This window comes from Duganella sp. 1224, assembly GCF_013408245.1.
Classification (GTDB): Bacteria; Pseudomonadota; Gammaproteobacteria; order Burkholderiales; family Burkholderiaceae_D; genus Rugamonas.
In genome coordinates this window covers 320,287-338,789 of record NZ_JACBYS010000001.1, presented here as the reverse complement: position 1 = coordinate 338,789, position 18,503 = coordinate 320,287, and the positions used below count along the sequence as shown (strand labels likewise).

Here is an 18,503-nt window from a genome sequence, read left to right as displayed (position 1 = left end):
GGTACAATGACGCCGTCTATGATCAGGGGAAAATAACAATGTACAAGACCGCTTTGCACGCCGCCGCCACCGGCCTGGCGTTCGCCGCCATCAGCGCCTCGGCGCAGACCGCCGACAAACTCTACCAGGCCAACTGCGCCGTCTGCCACGGCGCCAGGATGGAAGGCGCCATCGGCCCGACCTTGGGCGAGCACGCCTGGATCCACGGCGCGCCGACCAAGGCCAATCTCATCAAGATCATCAGCAAGGGCGTGCCGGAGAAGAATATGCCGGCCTGGTCGCCGGCGCTGAGCGCCGCGCAGATCGCCTCGCTGGCCGACTACATCGCCGCCAACGCCAACAAGAAACTGGCGGCGCCGGCCGCCGCCGCCCCGGCCGCCAAGCCGGCCGCCAGCGATTTGCTGAGCGGCTTCAAGCTGCCGAAAGGCTTCCGCATCAGCGTCTACGCCGACGGCGCCGCCACCGCGCGCAGCATGGTCGTGTCCGACAGCGGCATCGTCTACGTCGGCTCGCGCAAGGCCGGCAAGGTGTACGCGCTGGTGCCGCGCGCCGACCAGCAAGGCGCCGACGTGGTCACCGTGGCCGAGGGACTGGAAAATCCGATCGGCGTGACGCTGCTGAACGGCGCGCTGTACGTCGGCGAAATCAGCCGCGTGATCCGCTTCGACAACATCGACCAGCGCTACGCGCAAAAGCCCGCCTACACCGTGATCAACACCGGCCTGCCGAACGACAAATGGCACGGCGAAAAAGTGCTGCGCGCCGGGCCGGACGGCAAGCTCTACATCCCGGTCGGCGCGCCGTGCAATATCTGCGACACCGACGACACCCGCAGCGCCAAGATCTACCGCATGAACCCGGACGGCAGCCAGGTGGAGGAAGTGGCGCGCGGCGTGCGCAACACGGTCGGCTTCGACTTCCATCCGTCGACCAAACAGCTGTGGTTCACCGACAATGGCCGCGACGAGCTGGGCGACAACACGCCATCCTGCGAGCTGAACGTGGTGACCAAGCCCAAGCAGCACTTCGGCTTCCCCTACTGCCACGGCGGCGTGGTGCCCGATCCGCAGTTCGGCAAGGGCCGGACCTGCGACGAGTTCGAGCCGCCGGTCGCCAAGCTGGGACCGCACGTGGCGCCGCTGGGCATGACCTTCTACACCGGCAAGCAGTTCCCCGAGGCGTATCGCAACAACATCTTCGTGGCCGAGCATGGCTCGTGGAACCGCTCGACCAAGATCGGCTACACCGTGCATCTGATCACGCTGTACGGCAACAAGCTGGTCAGCGACACCGCCTTCATCGACGGCTTCCTGCGCGGCGACGCGGTGGTCGGCCGTCCGGTGGACGTGGCCACGCTGGCCGACGGCTCGCTGCTGGTGTCCGACGACTACGGCGGCCGCGTCTACCGCGTGACCTACGACGGCAAGTAATCCAGCGCCAGCACCTGCTCAAGGGGGCTCCTCCTGTCCAGCGTCCCTATTGGACCGACAAGGGAGAAATAAGTTCGCACTCTATCGTTCAGGATTGCGGATCGAAATAAAAAACCCGCAGCTCCTGGCTGCAGCGGCAAGCCTTGGCAAGGCGCGCAGCCCAGGCGACGGCCTCCTCGCGCGACGGCAGTTCCAATACCGCGAATCCGCCATCCAGCGACGGCGCCCAGGAATAGCCGCCCTCGGCCGCCACGCCATCCGCAGACACCAGCACCGGCGCCACGCTCTCATCGATGCCGCCAGCAAAGACGTAGACGCCCGCCACCTTCGCCTCTTCGATCACCGCGTGCGAATCACGCACCACCGCTTCCCATTCGCCATCCGGCACCACCATTGCCGCACTCGGGAAAGAAATCAGATATTTCGCCATCGTCACCTCCGCGCAAATTAGCTCATGGAACTCATTTCGAAAGGACAGTGTGGCTCAAGCGCACGATGTGCGTCGCTCCATAACGGCGATAAGCTGGTACAAGCGTCTCTTGTTGTATTGCTGAAGCAAGCACGGATAGAGATTGCCGACAACATTAAAAAACACAAAGCCGAGGCCCGTCTTGGGCCCCGAGGAACTCCATACGTAGCCGGTCAGCAGCAGCATCACCGCAAACCCCACCCAGTGCGACACTTCCGCAGTCGCAATGTGCTGTCGCACATCCTTGAGCAAGTGCAGGTCGCGGTTCTTCGGCGGTTTGATGTTGGCGTTAAGCATCCGCAGCGGCGTCGCCAGCAGGATTTTCCGAAACCACGCGACCCCAAGCATTTCATACGTTCTTGCATCGGAAAACAAGTAGCGTGAACTGATCCATCCATAAATCGGCATTCGGCGCAACACAAGATCCGCGAAGAGTCCAATGATGAACGACAGGAACATCACGGCAATAGGGTTATTCAGAACTTGCATTCTTGCTCCTGAAAGATTCTTAAAATGTATGGGAACGAACTCCTCCAATGTGCTTCCGTATTATCACCTGAGCAGGCATTCACTGGGTCATTGCATGGCCGCCGAGATCAACCACGATCAACGAATAGTCCTGTCAAGCCGCCAAGACAATGGCATTTCAGTAGTGGTGGATCTACATCAAAGGGCGAAAAAAAACCGCCGGGGCTTGCGCACCCGGCGGTTCTTGCTGAGGCTAGCTCAGATTACTGCGCGTTGGCGGCAGCGGCGGCAGCTTCTTCCGCAGCGGCTTTCATCGACAGCTTCAGGCGGCCGCGGTCGTCGGTTTCCAGGACCTTGACGCGCACTTGCTGGCCTTCTTTCAGATAGTCGGCCACGGCGTTCACACGCTCATTGGCGATCTGCGAGATGTGCAGCAGGCCGTCCTTGCCTGGCATGACTTGTACGATCGCGCCGAAGTCCAGCAGCTTCAACACCACGCCGTCGTAGGACTTGCCCACTTCGACCGAGGCGGTCAGCTCTTCGATGCGGCGCTTGGCTTCCTGGCCGGCGGCGGCGTCCACCGAGGCGATGGTGACCACGCCTTCGTCGCTGATGTCGATCTGGGTGCCGGTTTCTTCGGTCAGCGCGCGGATCACGGCGCCGCCCTTGCCGATCACGTCACGGATCTTCTCAGGGTTGATCTTGATGGTGATCAGGCGCGGGGCGAAGTCCGACAGCTCGGTCTTCACGCTCGGCACGGCCTTTTGCATTTCGCCCAGGATGTGTTCGCGGCCTTCCTTGGCTTGCGCCAGCGCCACTTGCATGATTTCCTTGGTGATGCCCTGGATCTTGATGTCCATCTGCAGCGCGGTGATACCGTTGCGGGTGCCGGCTACTTTGAAGTCCATGTCGCCCAGGTGGTCTTCGTCACCCAGGATGTCGGACAGCACGGCGAACTTGCCGCCTTCCTTGATCAGGCCCATGGCGATACCGGCCACGTGCTCTTTCATCGGCACGCCGGCGTCCATCAGCGCCAGGCAGCCGCCGCAGACCGAGGCCATCGACGAGGAGCCGTTCGATTCGGTGATTTCCGACACCAGGCGCACCGAGTAGCTGAACTCTTCCGGCGATGGCAGCGCGGCAACCAGCGCGCGTTTGGCCAGACGGCCGTGACCGATCTCGCGGCGCTTCGGCGTGCCGACGCGGCCGGTTTCACCGGTGGCGAACGGTGGCATGTTGTAGTGCAGCATGAAGTCGTCGGTGTACTCGCCCATCAGCGCGTCGATCTTCTGCGAGTCGCGGGCGGTGCCCAGCGTGGCAACCACCAGCGCCTGGGTTTCACCGCGGGTGAACAGCGCCGAGCCGTGGGTGCGTGGCAGTACCGAGGTGCGGATCGAGATCGGACGCACGGTGCGGGTGTCGCGGCCGTCGATGCGTGGCTCGCCGTCCAGGATCTGCGAACGGACGATCTTCGATTCCATGTCGAACAGGATGTTGCCGACTTCTACCGAGTCAGGCGCGGCGGTGCCGGCGGCGGCAGCTTCCGCGGCCAGGTCGGCCTGGATTTCAGCCGAGGCGGCGCGCAGCTTGTCGGTGCGGGCTTGCTTGTCGCGGGTCTGGTAGGCGTCGCGCAGTTTGGCTTCGCCGAAGTGGGCCACGCGGGCGATCAGCGCTTCGTTCTTGGCGGGCGGCGCCCATTCCTGCTCCGGCTTGCCGCCGTCGCGCACCAGGTCGTGGATGGCGTCGATCACGGCCTTCATCTGGGTGTGGCCGTAGACCACGGCGCCCAGCATGATTTCTTCCGACAGTTGCTGGGCTTCCGATTCCACCATCAGCACGGCGGTTTCGGTACCGGCGACCACCAGGTCCATCTGCGAAGTCTTCAGTTGTTCAACGGTTGGGTTCAGGATGTACTGGCCGTTGGCGTAACCGACGCGGGCGGCGCCGATCGGGCCGTTGAACGGCACGCCGGACACGCACAGCGCGGCCGAGGCACCGATCATCGAAGCGATGTCTGGATCGATTTCTGGATTGACCGACAGAACGTGCACAATCACTTGCACCTCGTTCATGTAGCCCTCTGGGAACAGTGGGCGGATAGGACGGTCGATCAGGCGGGATGTCAGCGTTTCTTTTTCCGAAGGACGACCTTCACGCTTGAAGAAACCGCCCGGGATCTTGCCCGCGGCATAGGTTTTTTCAACGTAGTCGACGGTCAGCGGGAAGAAGTCCTGGCCTGGTTTCGCGTCTTTGCGCGCCACCACGGTAGCCAGCACGACGGTGTCTTCAATCGACACCATCACTGCGCCGGAGGCCTGGCGAGCGATTTCGCCAGTTTCCAGCGTGACGGTGTGTTGACCGTACTGGAAGGTTTTCGTAACTTTATTAAACATGGGTAATCCCTTTCTATTTGCCGACAGATTTTCAGGAGCTGTCGTTCACCTCACCACAGGCCGCCGGCCGGAGCCGGCCACCTTTACTACTACGGTACTACAACGTTCTACTTAGCAATTATTTAACGCCTTAAAAGACAAAATGCCCGCGACAGCAAACTGGCGCAGGCATTTTGTTTTAAGCCGGACGACGCAAGAATTACTTACGCAGACCCAGTTTGGCGATCAGATCGCGGTAACGGGTGGCGTCCTTGTCCTTCAGGTAGGACAGCAGGCTCTTACGACGGTTAACCATCTTGATCAGGCCACGACGCGAGTGGTGATCCTTGGTGTGCTCTTTGAAGTGGCCGTTCAGTTCGTTGATACGGGCGGTCAGCAGTGCAACTTGCACTTCTGGCGAACCGGTATCTTTTTGGCCACGGGCGTTGTCAGCGATGATCGCTGCTTTGTTGATGTTTTCTACGGTCATGATATTTACCTTTAACATGCGGTGCGCGGAGTCGTAACCCTGCCCACCGTGATTACAATAAAGCCTGGCCGAAAAGACCAGACCCGGAAGTATAACGGAAAAACGCAGGCATGGCGCTATTTTTGGCGCTTTTTTCGGGAGGTAAACATGAAAAACGCGATCGTTCTGACCATTCTGGCGCTGGCAACGAGCGCCTGCGCGCATTTTGGCGAGCCGCTGCCGCAACCCGGCGCGCCGCTGGCGGCGGTCAAGCAGCGGCTGGGCCAGCCCACCAACGTCTATGCCGACGGCGCCGACAGCCTGCTGGAATACGCCACCGGGCCGATGGGCCAGTACACCTGGATGGCGCGCATCGGCGCCGACGGCCGGCTGGTGTCGTATGAGCAGGTGCTGACCAGCGCCAAGTTCGGCACGGTCAAGCCGGGCAAGGACGACAAGGCCAGCATCCTGCGCACCTTCGGCCGGCCGACGCAGGTCACGCATTATGCCAGCGTCGATGGCGACGTCTGGCTGTACCGCTACAAGGAACAGGATGTGTGGAATTCGATGATGTCGGTGGAGTTCAACCGCCAGGGCGTGGTGCAGGCGATGGTCAACGGACCGGACGAGGAGCGCGAGGTGCGGCGGCGCTAGGTAGGAACTGTCCGACGCGCACTCTGGGCGTGCGCCGACGTGATTCGCGGCGCGCGGTTGCTATTATCTTCCCATCAATATTGCAACTTTTGGAGAAGCTATGTCCTTACGCACGCCCCCTGCCCGTCACGCCCTGTACGCCGCCACTGTGCTGGCGCTGAGTACCGTCAGCGCCATCGCCTGGGCCGATCCGTCGCCGGCGCTGGACCGCGCCAGTGTGTCGGTGGGCGCGTTTTACACCGAACCGCGCATCAACTACGAAGGCGACACCAACTACGGCCGCATCGACACCGGCACCTACAAGACCGACCACGTGACCCTGCCGCGCGTCAAGGCGCAAGTGCTGCTGGGCGACTCGCAGGGCCTGGACTTCGATTACTACCGCTACGACAAGACCTACAGCCCGACGCTGAGCGGCACCACCAACTATAACGGCCTGCCGCTGACCGGCAACGGCCGCCTGGACGCCAAGCTGAAACTGGACCTGGCCAACCTGGCCTATAAATGGTGGATCGGCAGCGGCACCGACGTGTTCGGCGTCGGCGTCGGCGCGGCCTACTATCAGGCCAGCCTGAAGGGCACGGCCAGCGGCGTGCTGAACGGCGTGGCCGGCAGTGGCTCCTACGATGAAAAAGAAAGCGCCTGGGCGCCGTTGCTGGAGCTGGGCTGGCGCCATGCGATTTCGGAAAACGTGCGTGTCTACGCCGACGCGTCCGGCATCAAGAAAAACGGCGGCAATATTCAGGGCCACATTTATGGCGGCGCCATCGGCGTTGAGTGGTTCCCGTCCAAGATGGTGGGCGTGGTGGCGGAATACACCGCCAGCAAGATCAGCCTGAACCGCGACCGCGACGGCACCGACCTGAATATTCGTCTGAATGGGCCGGCGGCTTACGTCAAAGTTCGCTTCTAAATCAGCAAGCATGTTAAATTGACACCTTCTAACTTGAGGGTGTCGATATGACGAAATCTCTCGCCGCGGTTCTCGCGGCGTTTTCATTGGCGACGCCGCCGGCGCTGGCATTGGCGGCCAATCGCGCGGTGGTGGAGTTCAGTACCTGTGCCAAGCCGGAGTGGCCCAAGGAGTCCTTGCGCAACAGCGAGCAAGGGACGGTGCAGTTGGCGTTTCTGATCGGCGCCGATGGCGGTGTGCACGATACCCGTGTCGAGCGTTCCAGTGGCCATCCGCTGCTGGACCAGGCGGCGCGGGAAGGTCTGGCGCGCTGCACCTTCAAGCCGGCGCAGGAGAACGGCAAGCCGGTCGAGAGCTGGACGCGGATGCAGTATGTGTGGACGCTGGAGGATCCAACGCCGCAGCAGATCGAGGCGTCGCGCGCGGCCCTGCGCGTCGCCGCCGAGCGTGGCGAGGCGGCCAGCCAGTATTCGCTGGCGGTGATGCTGCGCATGGACCATCAGGAGGTGCAGGCATTGTCATGGCTGCGCAAGTCGGCGGCCGAGGATTTTGCGGCGGCCGAGTCGATGCTGGGTGTGATGCTGCTCAACGGCGGCCAGGCGGGCGATGTGCCGGAGGCGGTGACGTTGCTGGGCAAGGCGGCGGAGCAGAACGAACGCACCGCGCAGGTGGCGCTGGCCGATTGCTACGAGAACGGACGCGGCGTGGCGCAGGACTACGCGCAGGCGGCGAAGTGGTATCAGCGCGCGGCGCAAGCGAACAGCCGCAACGCCCTGATTTCACTGGCGCGGCTTTACGACAATGGCCAGGGCGTGCCGAAGGACAGCGCCAAAGCGCAAGCGCTGCTGGAACAGGCCGTCGCGCAACGATAACCCCCGCACCTTGCCACTGTCGTCCCGGCGACAGCCGGGACCCATGCTGAGCTTGTGGGCATACGCCCTATGGATATCCTCTTCGCGGGTAAGACGGACCGGCGGTCACGAGTCGACGGTTAGTGGTCGACGACGCCGCCCTAGCCGAGCACCGCACGCACCTGATCGGCGGTAGGAATCGGCGCCACCGCGCCGTGGCCCAGCGTCGACAGGCCAGCGGCGGCGTTGGCGTAGCGCACCGCATCGGCCAGCGCGTCGCCAGCGGCCAGGCGCGCCAGCAAACTACCGTCGAAGCAGTCGCCGGCGCCGGTGGCGTCCACCGCCTGCACCTTGCGCGCGGCCGCCAGTTGCGGCTCGGCGCCCCGCTCCGCGTACCACGCGCCGGACGATCCGGCCTTCAGCACCACCGTATGCGCGCCATGCGCGCGCGCCCAGGCGAAGATCGCCGGCACATCGTCGGTGCCAGCCAGCGCCACCGCCTCATCCAGACTCGGAAGGAATAGATCGGTCATCGCAATCGTGGCGGCGATGGTGGCGCGGGCGCGCGCCAGTGGCCACAGCGACAGCCGCAGGTTGGGATCAAAACTGACCTTGCCGCCCGCCGCGCGCGCGGTCTCGATGGCGGCAAACACCGTATCACAGGCGCCGGCCGATATCGCCTGCGAGATGCCGGACACGTGCAGCCAGCGCGTGCGCCCGGCCGCGCCCAGGTCCATGGTCTGCGGCTGCATGCGGCTGGCCGCCGAGCCGGCGCGCAGATAACTGAAGCTGTGCCCCTGCGGCCCGTGGCTCACGAAATACAGGCCGGTCGGCGCCTGCGCATCGCGCGCCACCGCGCTGACGTCCACGCCCTCGGCCTGCCACAGGTCCAGCAGCATGCGGCCGAAATGGTCCTCGCCCACGCGGCTCAAATAGGCCACGCGCGCGCCCTGGCGGCTGGCGGCGATCACCGCATTGGAGGTGTCGCCGCCAAAGCCCTGGCGGTACATCGGTTCGCTGGAGGTGGCCTGGTTGAACTCCACCATCGCCTCGCCCAGCGCCACTACGTCAAATTGCGCGCTCATGGTTGCGGGTTCACTCGCTCAATCTTGGAATGCAGCTTGTTCAAAGCCGACAGATAGGCCTTGGCCGAGGCCACGATGATATCCGGGTCGGCGCCCACGCCGTTGACGATGCGGCCCTCTTTCGACAGGCGCATCGTCACCTCGCCCTGCGACTGCGTGCCGGTGCTGATGGCGTTCACCGAGAACAGCACCAGTTCGGCGCCGCTGCCTACCTCGCCCTCGATGGCGTTGACGGTGGCATCGACCGGGCCATCGCCGCGGCCTTCGCTGACGTGTTCTTCGCCATCGATCTGGAACGCCACCCTGGCGGTCGGCGTCTCGCCGCTGGCCGAGCGCTGCTCCAGCGAGATGAAGCGATAGAACTCGCTCTCCTGCGACTGCTGCTCGTCCGACACCAGCGCCAGGATGTCCTCGTCAAAAATCTCGGCCTTGCGGTCGGCCAGTTCCTTGAAGCGCGCGAAGGCGGCGTTGACGTCCGCTTCCGATTCCAGGTCGATGCCCAGCTCCTGCAAGCGCTGCTTGAAGGCGTTGCGGCCGGACAGCTTGCCCAGCACGATCTTGGTCGCGGTCCAGCCCACGTCCTCGGCGCGCATGATCTCGTAAGTTTCGCGCGACTTCAGCATGCCGTCCTGGTGGATGCCGGAGGCGTGCGCGAAGGCGTTGGCGCCCACCACCGCCTTATTGGGCTGGACGGCAAAGCCGGTAATCTGCGACACCATCTTGGACGCCGCCACGATCTGCGTGGTGTCGATGCCGCATTCGAGGTTGTAGTAGCCGCCGCGCGTGCGCAGCGCCATCACCACCTCTTCCAGCGCGGTGTTGCCGGCGCGTTCGCCCAAGCCGTTGATGGTGCACTCGATCTGGCGCGCGCCGCCGACCATCACGCCGGCCAGCGAGTTAGCCACTGCCAGGCCCAGGTCGTTATGGCAGTGCACCGACCACACGGCCTTGTCGGAATTGGGAATGCGCTCGCGCAGGCGGCGGATGGTTTCGCCGAACATCTCCGGCACCGCGTAGCCCACCGTGTCCGGGAAGTTGATGGTGGTGGCGCCCTCGTCGATCACGCCTTCCAGTACGCGGCACAGGAAGTCCTCGTCCGAGCGGCTGCCGTCCTCCGGGCTGAATTCGATATCGTCGGTGTACTGGCGGGCGAAGCGCACCGCGTTACGGGCCTGCGTGAGCACCTGCTCCGGCAGCATGCGCAGCTTGGCCTCCATGTGCAGCTTGGAGGTGGCAATGAAGGTGTGGATGCGTTTGCGCTCGGCCGGCGCCAGCGCCTCGGCGGCGCGGGCGATGTCGCGGTCATTGGCGCGCGACAGCGAGCAGATCGTCGATTCGCGCACCGCCGAGGCAATCGCCTTGATGGATTCAAAGTCGCCCGGCGAGGCCGCCGCGAAGCCGGCCTCGATGACGTCCACGCGCAGGCGCTCCAACTGCTTGGCGATGCGGACCTTTTCGTCGCGCGTCATCGAGGCGCCCGGCGATTGCTCGCCGTCGCGCAGCGTGGTGTCGAAGATGATAAGGCGGTTGGATGAGGTACTCATGATGGCTCCGTTGCTGATGCTGCGTTGCGTTGAATTCTCAGGGCCTGCCGCCCCGGCGTTAGCGCCGTTCGCTCGGATCGTCGCTGTGCATGTCGGTCTGGATCAGGCTGACCTTCTTGCCCTTGGCCGCGCGCCACGCCGCCACCGCGTAGCCGGACAGGCCGTAGATGGCGAACAATGGCCACAGCGTGGACGCCGGCTTGATGGCGATCAGCGCCAGTCCCAGCGCGATCAGGAACACCGTGATGAACGGCACCGACTTGCGGAAGTTGACGTCCTTGAAGCTGTAGAACGGTACATTGCTGACCATGGTCAGGCCGGCGAAGACGGCGATCGCCCACGAATACCAGCCCATCTCCAGTCCGGACACTTCCAGGTCCAGCATCATCAGGATAAAGCCGGCCATCAGCGCCGCGGCCGACGGCGACGGCATGCCCTGGAAGTAGCGCTTGTCCACCACTTCGATGTTGGTGTTGAAGCGCGCCAGGCGCAGCGCGGCGCCGGCGCAGTAGACAAAGGCCGCGATCCAGCCCAGCTTGCCGAGGCCGCGCAGCGACCACTCATACATCACCAGCGCCGGCGCGGCGCCGAACGACACCATGTCCGACAGCGAGTCGTACTGCGCGCCGAATTCGCTCTGGGTGTTGGTCAGGCGGGCGACGCGGCCATCCAGGCCGTCCAGCACCATGGCGATGAAGATGGCCCAGGCGGCGTGCTCGAACTTCTGGTTCATCGCCATGACGATGGCGTAGAAGCCGCAGAACAGCGCGGCCGTGGTGAAGGCGTTGGGCAGCAGGTAGATGCCGCGATGGCGCGGCCGGTCCAGGTCCTCTCCGCGGGCACGACGCGCAAAACGGCTGAAGCGGGACGTTTTGGGCAGTTTGGCTTGGGCCGCGTTCTTGGCGCGGCGGCGGGGAAAATTGGGCATAGGGTTCCGTTCTGGTTATCGGGTGTGCGCCACCATTATAGAGGAGGCGCCTGCTTACTTGAAGCGCACCTTGCCGACCGCGCGCATCGGCAGCGTGGTTTCGCCCGGCTCAAAGCTGGGCTCCTCGACGCCGGCGCGCAGATTGGTGGCATTCGCCACCACGCGCGCGCCGGTCACTTCCACCCGGTTGACGTAGTTGCCGGAACCCTCGAAATCTACCGTCTCGAGCACGGCGTCGGCGGGCTGGCGACCCATGGCGCTGGCGATGGCGTTGATGCGTTCCTTCAGGTTGAGGTAAGTGGCGGCGATGCGCTGGTCGTCCAGCCGTTTGCTGGTGGTCGGCGACAGCCCGAAACGCAGATTATTCAGGCTCAACACACCTTGCGCGGCGGCCACGGTTTTAGGCAGGCTGTCCAGATTGGTGGTGATCAGTTGCACCGACTGGCCGACGCGCCAGGCGGTGGGCACCCGTGGTGGGCGCGGCTGGCCCGGCGGCACCGGGCTTTCTTCCGGATAGACCGGGTAGGTGTAGTAGTTCTGGGTCTTGAGCTGGGCTTGCGGATCGGCCTTCTTGAGGATCTCCAGGCCCTGCTTCATCTTGCGGTTGGCGCGCGAGGCGGCCGCTTCCTTGTCCTTGTCGGTTTCCTCGACCGACAGCGTGGCGGTGGCCTGGTCGTTGGCGTGGGTCACTTCGCCGGCCGCCGGCACCACCACCAGCGTGCCGGCGGTCGACAGGGATTGTGCCTGGGCGGCGACGGCGAACGCCGCCAGGACGGCAACAGCGAGGTGTTTCATTGCGGGCTCCAGTGAGGGATAAACCCTCACTGTACCGCAACTGGCCCGGCGTGCCGGACGCTTACTTGAAGCGGACCTTGCCCACCAGTTGCATCTGCAGCGTGGTTTCGCCGGGCTCGAAGCTCGGCTCGGCCACGTCGGCGACGTCGGCAGTCTTCATGCGCATGAGCATGGCTGGCGCCGGGGCGGCGGCCTCGCGCTGGACGTAGTTGCCCGAGCCTTCGAAGTCGACCGTATCGAGCACGGCGTCGTTAACCTTGCGGCCCATGGCGTTGGCAATCGAGGCGATGCGTTCGTTCAGGTTCTTGTAGGTGGCGGCAATGCGCTGGTCATCCAGCTTTTTGGTGGTGTCCGGCGTCAGGCCGAAGTTGATGCTGTTCAGCGTCAGCACCTTTTGCGCGGCGGCCACGGTTTTAGGCAGCTTGTCGAGGCTGGTGGTGGTCACTTCCAGGTACTGGCCCACGCGCCAGGCGGTTGGCACGCGCGGCTGCCTGGCCTGGCGGCCGTTGTTGACCACCACTTCTTCCGGGTAGACCGGGTAGGTGTAGTAACCCTGGGTTTTCAGGCTGGCTTGCGGGTCTTCTTTCTTGACGATTTCCAGGCCCTGCTTCATCTTGGTGTTGACGCGCGAGGCTGCGGCGGCCTTGTCCTTGTCGCTTTCCTCGATGGCCAGCAGCACCACGGCCTGGTCGTTGGCGTGTTTGACCTCGCCGTAGGCGGGCACCACCACCAGGGTGCCGGTGGTCGGCAGTGCGTCAGTCGGAGCGGCATGGGCGCCCAGCGCGAGGGAAACGGCAGCGGCAGCGGCGAGTTGTTTGATCATGTTCATTACGGCTCCAGAGTTGAGATTACGACAAGCCGCACTTTACATGAATTCACTTTCCGCACGTGTAAGACATGGTGAGTGTTTGTAACAAAATCACTTGACGGCGCCGCTGCCGTCTTTGGTCTCCTGCCGGTCAATGCCCTCCATTTTGATGCCGCTGCGCGCGATCGTATAGATCACCGCGCCGATGCGCTCGAAGTCATTGCCGACGTCGGCTTCCGGGCGCAGGCGAACGTGCTGGACTTTGTTCTGTTCCAACAGCTTGACCAGCGCTTCCGGCGTTTGCACGCTGGTGCCCAGGGCCTGGATTTTGTCCTTGCCAATCACAACAGCGGTGGGTTGCGCCGGCAAGTCGGCGGCGATGCCGGCCGATGCCGCCAGCACTGAACTCATCACAATGGAAGGCCACAGCAGCAGCATTTGATTACGGGTCATGACAGCCCTCTCACAGTTTTACCGACAGCCGATCATACTCCGCTTTAAAGGCGGCGAAATACACAGATTTTCACCTGGTTCAGCGTCATGCCTGGCGCCGTTGCCATTCGTCGGCGATGTCGCCGACGGTTTTGGCGTTGCCGTTGCGTATCCAGGCCATCAGGCCGCGGTCGAAGCGGAACGACGGGCCGCATTGCCCGATCAGGAAGCGGCGGACATTCTGGGTGTTTTTGTAGGCAGCATCGACTTTCGTTGCGCGCGAGATGGCGCCGCCGTGCCAGTCAAAAGTGTTCATGCAGCCTCCTGACGCGGGTTTCGAACTGGACGAGGGTGTCGTCGTGGTGTAGACAAGGGGGAACTGGTGAAGATGATGGAGACGCTAGCATAGCCATAGTTGGCGCTCCAGATGCTCACACATTCCCACTGCGCAAATAAAAAGTACCCAAAACGAAAGGGTCTGACCCCGTACGGGGTCAGACCCTGGCCGCAGCGGTGTGCGGGTTTTGGTGGTGCCGCTAACTTTTACGGCGCGGCGGAATTTAGTTCTTCGACTGGTCGACCATCTTGTTCTTGGCGATCCAAGGCATCATGGCGCGCAGCTTGGCGCCGACTTCTTCGATCTGGTGCTCGGCCGTCAGGCGACGGCGCGAGATCAGCGTCGGTGCGCCGGCCTTGTTTTCCAGGATGAAGGACTTGGCGTATTCGCCGGTCTGGATGTCCTTCAGGCACTGGCGCATCGCGTCCTTGGTGGCCGAGGTCACGACTTTCGGGCCGGTCACGTACTCGCCGTACTCGGCGTTGTTCGAGATCGAGTAGTTCATATTGGCGATGCCGCCTTCGTAGATCAGGTCGACGATCAGTTTCAGCTCGTGCAGGCACTCGAAGTACGCCATCTCCGGCGCATAACCAGCTTCCACCAGCGTCTCGAAGCCAGCCTTGATCAGCTCGACCGTACCGCCGCACAGCACGGCTTGTTCGCCGAACAGGTCGGTCTCGGTTTCTTCGCGGAAGTTGGTTTCGATGATGCCGGCCTTGCCGCCGCCGTTGGCCGAGGCGTACGACAGGGCGATGTCACGCGCGCTGCCGGACTTGTCCTGGTACACGGCGATCAGGTGCGGCACGCCCCCGCCCTGGGTGTAGGTGGCGCGCACGGTGTGGCCCGGCGCTTTCGGCGCGACCATGATCACGTCGAGGTCGGCGCGCGGCACAACCTGGCCGTAGTGCACGTTGAAGCCGTGGGCGAAGGCCAGCACCGCGCCCTGCTTGGCGTTCGGCGCGACGTTTTCGTTGTAGACCTGGGCGATGTTCTCGTCCGGCAGCAGGATCATGATGACGTCGGCGGCCTTGACCGCCTCGTTCACTTCGGCGACCTTCAGGCCGGCCTTCTCCACCTTCTGCCACGAGGCGCCGCCCTTGCGCAGGCCAACGGTGACGTTGACGCCGGAGTCGCTCAGGTTTTGCGCGTGGGCGTGGCCCTGCGAGCCGTAGCCAATGATGGCCACGTTTTTGCCTTTGATCAGGGAGAGGTCAGCGTCTTTGTCGTAGAAAACTTTCATGTTCATTCCTAATTAAATTCGTTGTAAGTGACGTGCTTATACTTTGAGGATGCGTTCGCCGCGTCCGATGCCGGAACCGCCGGTGCGGACCGTTTCGAGGATCGAGGCGCGGTCGATCGAGTCGATGAACGCGTCGAGCTTGCTCTTGGCGCCGGTCAGTTCAATCGTGTAGCTCTTTTCGGTGACGTCGATGATGCGGCCGCGGAAGATGTCCGCCGTGCGCTTCATCTCTTCGCGCTCCTTGCCCACCGCGCGCACCTTGATCAGCATCAGTTCGCGTTCGATGTGCTGGCCTTCGGTCAGGTCCACCACCTTGACCACCTCGATCAGGCGGTTGAGGTGCTTGGTGATCTGCTCGATGATGTCGTCCGACCCGGTGGTGACGATGGTCATGCGCGACAGCGTCGCGTCCTCGGTCGGCGCCACGGTCAGCGTCTCGATGTTGTAGCCGCGGGCCGAGAACAGGCCCACCACGCGCGACAGCGCGCCGGCTTCGTTTTCCAGCAATACAGAGATAATGTGTCGCATGTCAGAGATCCTCCGAACCCAGCAGCATTTCGGACAGACCCTTGCCTGCCTTAACCATCGGCCAGACGTTTTCCGATTGATCGGTGATGAAGTTCATGAACACCAGCTTGTCCTTCATGGCGAAGGCATCGCGCAGCGCGCCGTCCACATCGCCCGGCTTCTCGATGCGCATGCCGACGTGGCCATAGGCCTCGGCCAGCTTCTCGAAGTTCGGCAGCGAATCCATGTAGGACTCGGAATAGCGCGAACCGTAGTCGATCTGCTGCCACTGGCGCACCATGCCCAGGAAGCGGTTGTTCAGCATGATGATCTTGGGCGTCAGGTGATACTGCTTGCAAGTGGCCAGCTCCTGGATGCACATCTGGATCGAGCCTTCGCCGGTGATGCAGGCGACGGTGGCGTCCGGATTGGCCATCTGCACGCCCATGGCGTACGGCAGGCCGACCCCCATGGTGCCCAGGCCGCCCGAGTTGACCCAGCGGCGTGGCTTGTCGAACGGGTAGTACTGCGCGGCCCACATCTGGTGCTGGCCGACGTCGGAGGTGATGAAGGCGTCGCCCTTGGTCACTTCCCACAGCTTTTGCACCACCGATTGCGGCTTGATGACCAGGTCCGAGGTCGGATACTTCAGGCATTCGCGGCCGCGCCATTCCTGGATCTGCTTCCACCAGTTCTTGAGCGCCGGCGCGTTGGGCTTGGCGTCGGTGGCGTCCAACTGGGCCAGGAATTCGATCAGCACGTCCTTGACGTTGCCGACGATTGGAATATCCACTTTCACGCGCTTGGAGATCGACGATGGGTCGATGTCGACGTGAATGATCTTGCGCGGGTTGGCGGCGAAGTGTTTCGGATTGCCGATCACGCGATCGTCGAAGCGCGCGCCGATGGCGATCAGCACGTCGCAGTTCTGCATCGCCATATTGGCTTCGTAGGTGCCGTGCATGCCCGGCATGCCGACGAACTTGTCGTCGCTGGCGCGGTAGGCGCCCAGGCCCATCAGCGTGTTGGTGACCGGGAAGCCGAGCTTGTCCACCAGCTTGTTCAGTTCCGGCGAGGCGTTGGCCAGGATCACGCCGCCGCCGGTGTAGATCATCGGACGTTCGGCCTGCAGCAGCAGTTGCACCGCCTTGCGGATCTGGCCGGAGTGGCCCTTGTCGACTGGTTTGTACGACCGCATCTCGACCTCTTTCGGGTACGAGAAGGTCGTCTTGTGCATCGAGATGTCCTTCGGAATATCGACCAGCACGGGGCCGGGACGGCCGGTGCGGGCGATGTAGAAGGCTTTCTTGACGGTGTCCGCCAGGTCCTTGACGTCCTTGACGAGGAAATTGTGCTTGACCACCGGGCGGGTAATACCGACCGTGTCGCATTCCTGGAACGCGTCCTGGCCAATGACGGCGCTCGGCACCTGGCCGGAAATCACCACCATCGGAATCGAATCCATGTACGCGGTGGACAGCCCGGTGACGGCATTGGTGACGCCCGGACCGGACGTGACCAGCGCAACACCGACCTTGTTCGACGAGCGCGAATACGCATCGGCGGCGTGGACCGCGGCCTGCTCGTGGCGTACCAGAACGTGTTGGAATTTGTCTTGCTTGAAGATGGCGTCGTAGATGTACAGGACCGCTCCGCCCGGATAACCAAAGACGTGCTCGACGCCCTCTTCGGCCAGGCAGCGCACCAGTATTTCTGCGCCCGTAAGTTGATTACCGCTGGAATGCGGTGAAGATGCTTCGGTATTCATGAAACATTCCTTTCAAGGTCCATAGGAGATTGATCGGATGCTCTGTCCTGACGAAGTACGAATACCGCTGCAGCTCTGCCCAGCTTCCCTTTATTTATGCGGTCGCACTGCCTCTTCCGCCAACCGTAGTGGCGTGCAAAGCGGCGCTAGCGCAAACTCTCGTTTGGCCGGGTTTTCCGTAGTGGTGTCGCATACCTCTCGTGCTTGTGGCACGGGCGAGAGCAAACTGCCTACATATGAAAGCGCGTCGTGTCGTGTGCGGCGTTGTGTGCCTGCGGCGACCAGACCATAGAGCTTCGGGGTTGTTCAAAGCGTTCCATACGGTACACCGGCGCACCATTTTGAGCAAGGGATAATTCGGATTTTGATCGTTTTTGCGCTAAAACCATGCAAATAATGACGTTTTTTGCTAGGATGCGCCTCAGTTCAAAACACCCGGCAGCCCTTTTCCCAGACGCATGGCCACAGACAAAGAATTATCCGACTTCCTCGAAAGCGTCGAACGCCGGGCCTTCAAGCAAGCCGTCTACGCAGTACGCAAGGACGAATCCGCGCTGGACATTGTCCAGGACGCGATGATCAAGCTTGCCGAAAAATACGGCGACAAGCCGGCCGCCGAGCTGCCGATGCTGTTCCAGCGCATCCTGCAGACCACCATCCTCGACTATTTCCGGCGAGAAAAGGTGCGCAACACCTGGGTCAGCCTGTTTTCCGGCCTCGGCCCCTCGGGCGACGAGCACGAGGACTTTGATATACTCGAATCGTATGCCGCCGAGGCCGGGTCCGAGGCGGCCGAGTCCAGCGCCGACAAGATCGAGCGCCAGCAGATGCTGGCCATCATCGATGCCGAGGTACAAAAGCTTCCGGCACGTCAACGAGAAGCCTTCCTGATGCGTTATTGGCAGGATATGGATGTCGCTGAAACCGCAGCGGCCATGGGCTGCTCGGAAGGCAGCGTCAAAACGCATTGCTCACGTGCAACACATGCGCTGGCCGAGGCGCTGGCAGCCAAGGGAATTAAATTATGAACACCGACGATCTGAACTTCGCTTACAAAGTGCGCCATGCGCTCAATGAACAGCTGGACGCGCTGCCGGCCGCCACCACCGACCGCCTGGCGCAGGCGCGCAAGCAGGCCTTGGCGCGCAAGAAGGCCGACGCGCCGGCGGCCGTGCGCGTGACCCGCACCGAGCCGGCGCTGGCCGGCGGCGGCCTGGGCGGCTTCTTCGCGCAATTCAACTGGCTGGGCCGCGTCAGCATGGTGGTGCCGGCGCTGGCGCTGATCATCGGCATGGTCGGCATCTACCAGTACGAGCAGCAGGAACGCATCGCCGACCTGGCGGAAATCGACGCCGCCGTGCTGTCGGACGAGCTGCCGCTGAACGCCTATCTGGACCACGGCTTCAACGCCTACCTGTCGCAAAGCGAGTAAG

The 18,503-nt window shown here is 63.0% G+C and carries 20 protein-coding genes; 6 read left to right on the top strand and 14 right to left on the bottom strand.

Going from position 1 to position 18,503, the window contains the following annotated elements; translation table 11 throughout:
- The first annotated feature begins 38 nt into the window (after nucleotides 1-38).
- Nucleotides 39-1,430: a PQQ-dependent sugar dehydrogenase gene (locus FHW58_RS01540; protein WP_179671334.1), complete on the top strand. Its 1,392-nt coding sequence runs from the start codon at nucleotides 39-41 to the stop codon at nucleotides 1,428-1,430.
- An 88-nt stretch (nucleotides 1,431-1,518) separates the two neighbouring features.
- Here the strand turns inward: FHW58_RS01540 and FHW58_RS01535 are convergent, their stop codons facing one another.
- The 4 genes from FHW58_RS01535 to rpsO form a co-directional block, all read right to left on the bottom strand.
- Complete coding sequence (locus FHW58_RS01535; RefSeq protein WP_179671333.1) at nucleotides 1,519-1,860, bottom strand: YciI family protein; 342 nt, start codon at nucleotides 1,858-1,860, stop codon at nucleotides 1,519-1,521.
- A 54-nt stretch (nucleotides 1,861-1,914) separates the two neighbouring features.
- Entirely contained in the window at nucleotides 1,915-2,388 is a 474-nt protein-coding gene (locus FHW58_RS01530) for a hypothetical protein (protein ID WP_179671332.1), read from the bottom strand.
- Nucleotides 2,389-2,630: 242 nt separating this feature from the next.
- Nucleotides 2,631-4,760, bottom strand: a complete 2,130-nt coding sequence (pnp, locus tag FHW58_RS01525) for a polyribonucleotide nucleotidyltransferase (protein WP_179671331.1) — start codon at nucleotides 4,758-4,760, stop codon at nucleotides 2,631-2,633.
- Between the two features lie 199 nt (nucleotides 4,761-4,959).
- Nucleotides 4,960-5,229, bottom strand: a complete 270-nt coding sequence (gene rpsO, locus FHW58_RS01520) for a 30S ribosomal protein S15 (RefSeq protein WP_179671330.1) — start codon at nucleotides 5,227-5,229, stop codon at nucleotides 4,960-4,962.
- A gap of 147 nt (nucleotides 5,230-5,376) precedes the next feature.
- Here rpsO and FHW58_RS01515 point away from each other — a divergent pair, with 147 nt between their 5' ends.
- From FHW58_RS01515 to FHW58_RS01505, 3 genes are all read left to right on the top strand, one after another.
- Nucleotides 5,377-5,862: a hypothetical protein gene (locus FHW58_RS01515; RefSeq protein WP_179671329.1), complete on the top strand. Its 486-nt coding sequence runs from the start codon at nucleotides 5,377-5,379 to the stop codon at nucleotides 5,860-5,862.
- Between the two features lie 100 nt (nucleotides 5,863-5,962).
- Complete coding sequence (locus FHW58_RS01510; RefSeq protein ID WP_179671328.1) at nucleotides 5,963-6,775, top strand: hypothetical protein; 813 nt, start codon at nucleotides 5,963-5,965, stop codon at nucleotides 6,773-6,775.
- A gap of 47 nt (nucleotides 6,776-6,822) precedes the next feature.
- Nucleotides 6,823-7,647 (top strand): TonB family protein, encoded by an 825-nt coding sequence (locus FHW58_RS01505; RefSeq protein WP_179671327.1) that lies wholly within the window; start codon nucleotides 6,823-6,825, stop codon nucleotides 7,645-7,647.
- A gap of 140 nt (nucleotides 7,648-7,787) precedes the next feature.
- Here FHW58_RS01505 and FHW58_RS01500 read toward each other — a convergent pair whose 3' ends face one another.
- From FHW58_RS01500 to FHW58_RS01455, 10 genes are all read right to left on the bottom strand, one after another.
- The gene (locus tag FHW58_RS01500; RefSeq protein WP_179671326.1) at nucleotides 7,788-8,711 is read right to left on the bottom strand and encodes a sugar kinase; all 924 of its coding nucleotides are present in this window, start codon (nucleotides 8,709-8,711) and stop codon (nucleotides 7,788-7,790) included.
- Entirely contained in the window at nucleotides 8,708-10,255 is a 1,548-nt protein-coding gene (locus FHW58_RS01495; protein ID WP_179671325.1) for a 2-isopropylmalate synthase, read from the bottom strand. The genes FHW58_RS01500 and FHW58_RS01495 overlap by 4 nt, the downstream gene beginning before the upstream one ends.
- A 58-nt stretch (nucleotides 10,256-10,313) precedes the next feature.
- Entirely contained in the window at nucleotides 10,314-11,183 is an 870-nt protein-coding gene (gene pssA, locus FHW58_RS01490) for a CDP-diacylglycerol--serine O-phosphatidyltransferase (protein WP_179671324.1), read from the bottom strand.
- Nucleotides 11,184-11,237: 54 nt separating this feature from the next.
- Nucleotides 11,238-11,978, bottom strand: a complete 741-nt coding sequence (locus FHW58_RS01485; protein WP_179671323.1) for an SIMPL domain-containing protein — start codon at nucleotides 11,976-11,978, stop codon at nucleotides 11,238-11,240.
- A gap of 61 nt (nucleotides 11,979-12,039) precedes the next feature.
- Nucleotides 12,040-12,807 carry an SIMPL domain-containing protein gene (locus FHW58_RS01480; RefSeq protein WP_179671322.1) on the bottom strand — a complete coding sequence of 256 codons (768 nt, stop codon included), beginning with the start codon at nucleotides 12,805-12,807 and terminating at the stop codon, nucleotides 12,040-12,042.
- 90 nt (nucleotides 12,808-12,897) lie between these two features.
- Nucleotides 12,898-13,239 (bottom strand): hypothetical protein, encoded by a 342-nt coding sequence (locus FHW58_RS01475; protein ID WP_179671321.1) that lies wholly within the window; start codon nucleotides 13,237-13,239, stop codon nucleotides 12,898-12,900.
- Nucleotides 13,240-13,324: 85 nt separating this feature from the next.
- Nucleotides 13,325-13,534, bottom strand: coding sequence for a DUF6434 domain-containing protein (locus tag FHW58_RS01470; protein ID WP_179671320.1), 210 nt, complete (start codon nucleotides 13,532-13,534; stop codon nucleotides 13,325-13,327).
- A gap of 244 nt (nucleotides 13,535-13,778) precedes the next feature.
- Nucleotides 13,779-14,795 carry a ketol-acid reductoisomerase gene (ilvC, locus tag FHW58_RS01465; protein ID WP_179671319.1) on the bottom strand — a complete coding sequence of 339 codons (1,017 nt, stop codon included), beginning with the start codon at nucleotides 14,793-14,795 and terminating at the stop codon, nucleotides 13,779-13,781.
- Nucleotides 14,796-14,831: 36 nt separating this feature from the next.
- Nucleotides 14,832-15,323 carry an acetolactate synthase small subunit gene (gene ilvN / locus FHW58_RS01460; protein ID WP_092273446.1) on the bottom strand — a complete coding sequence of 164 codons (492 nt, stop codon included), beginning with the start codon at nucleotides 15,321-15,323 and terminating at the stop codon, nucleotides 14,832-14,834.
- A 1-nt stretch (nucleotide 15,324) separates the two neighbouring features.
- Nucleotides 15,325-17,070 (bottom strand): acetolactate synthase 3 catalytic subunit, encoded by a 1,746-nt coding sequence (locus tag FHW58_RS01455; RefSeq protein ID WP_179671318.1) that lies wholly within the window; start codon nucleotides 17,068-17,070, stop codon nucleotides 15,325-15,327.
- A 458-nt stretch (nucleotides 17,071-17,528) separates the two neighbouring features.
- Here FHW58_RS01455 and FHW58_RS01450 point away from each other — a divergent pair, with 458 nt between their 5' ends.
- The gene (locus FHW58_RS01450; protein ID WP_179671317.1) at nucleotides 17,529-18,098 is read left to right on the top strand and encodes an RNA polymerase sigma factor; all 570 of its coding nucleotides are present in this window, start codon (nucleotides 17,529-17,531) and stop codon (nucleotides 18,096-18,098) included.
- On the top strand, nucleotides 18,095-18,502 hold the full coding sequence (locus FHW58_RS01445; protein WP_179671316.1) for a DUF3619 family protein: 408 nt from the start codon (nucleotides 18,095-18,097) through the stop codon (nucleotides 18,500-18,502). Before FHW58_RS01450 ends, FHW58_RS01445 begins: the two co-directional genes overlap by 4 nt.
- Nucleotide 18,503 lies beyond the last annotated feature (1 nt).

What these genes read in the sequence shown, in the direction of transcription:
- FHW58_RS01470 (WP_179671320.1), bottom strand. Translation starts at nt 13,534, where the DNA reads ATGAACACTTTTGACTGGCACGGCGGCGCCATCTCGCGCGCAACGAAA.
- FHW58_RS01455 (WP_179671318.1), bottom strand. Translation starts at nt 17,070, where the DNA reads ATGAATACCGAAGCATCTTCACCGCATTCCAGCGGTAATCAACTTACG.
- FHW58_RS01480 (WP_179671322.1), bottom strand. Translation starts at nt 12,807, where the DNA reads ATGAACATGATCAAACAACTCGCCGCTGCCGCTGCCGTTTCCCTCGCG.
- FHW58_RS01515 (WP_179671329.1), top strand. Translation starts at nt 5,377, where the DNA reads ATGAAAAACGCGATCGTTCTGACCATTCTGGCGCTGGCAACGAGCGCC.
- FHW58_RS01505 (WP_179671327.1), top strand. Translation starts at nt 6,823, where the DNA reads ATGACGAAATCTCTCGCCGCGGTTCTCGCGGCGTTTTCATTGGCGACG.
- FHW58_RS01530 (WP_179671332.1), bottom strand. Translation starts at nt 2,388, where the DNA reads ATGCAAGTTCTGAATAACCCTATTGCCGTGATGTTCCTGTCGTTCATC.
- FHW58_RS01510 (WP_179671328.1), top strand. Translation starts at nt 5,963, where the DNA reads ATGTCCTTACGCACGCCCCCTGCCCGTCACGCCCTGTACGCCGCCACT.
- FHW58_RS01500 (WP_179671326.1), bottom strand. Translation starts at nt 8,711, where the DNA reads ATGAGCGCGCAATTTGACGTAGTGGCGCTGGGCGAGGCGATGGTGGAG.
- FHW58_RS01475 (WP_179671321.1), bottom strand. Translation starts at nt 13,239, where the DNA reads ATGACCCGTAATCAAATGCTGCTGCTGTGGCCTTCCATTGTGATGAGT.
- FHW58_RS01445 (WP_179671316.1), top strand. Translation starts at nt 18,095, where the DNA reads ATGAACACCGACGATCTGAACTTCGCTTACAAAGTGCGCCATGCGCTC.
- rpsO (WP_179671330.1), bottom strand. Translation starts at nt 5,229, where the DNA reads ATGACCGTAGAAAACATCAACAAAGCAGCGATCATCGCTGACAACGCC.
- ilvN (WP_092273446.1), bottom strand. Translation starts at nt 15,323, where the DNA reads ATGCGACACATTATCTCTGTATTGCTGGAAAACGAAGCCGGCGCGCTG.
- FHW58_RS01495 (WP_179671325.1), bottom strand. Translation starts at nt 10,255, where the DNA reads ATGAGTACCTCATCCAACCGCCTTATCATCTTCGACACCACGCTGCGC.
- FHW58_RS01485 (WP_179671323.1), bottom strand. Translation starts at nt 11,978, where the DNA reads ATGAAACACCTCGCTGTTGCCGTCCTGGCGGCGTTCGCCGTCGCCGCC.
- pssA (WP_179671324.1), bottom strand. Translation starts at nt 11,183, where the DNA reads ATGCCCAATTTTCCCCGCCGCCGCGCCAAGAACGCGGCCCAAGCCAAA.
- FHW58_RS01540 (WP_179671334.1), top strand. Translation starts at nt 39, where the DNA reads ATGTACAAGACCGCTTTGCACGCCGCCGCCACCGGCCTGGCGTTCGCC.
- FHW58_RS01450 (WP_179671317.1), top strand. Translation starts at nt 17,529, where the DNA reads ATGGCCACAGACAAAGAATTATCCGACTTCCTCGAAAGCGTCGAACGC.
- pnp (WP_179671331.1), bottom strand. Translation starts at nt 4,760, where the DNA reads ATGTTTAATAAAGTTACGAAAACCTTCCAGTACGGTCAACACACCGTC.
- ilvC (WP_179671319.1), bottom strand. Translation starts at nt 14,795, where the DNA reads ATGAAAGTTTTCTACGACAAAGACGCTGACCTCTCCCTGATCAAAGGC.
- FHW58_RS01535 (WP_179671333.1), bottom strand. Translation starts at nt 1,860, where the DNA reads ATGGCGAAATATCTGATTTCTTTCCCGAGTGCGGCAATGGTGGTGCCG.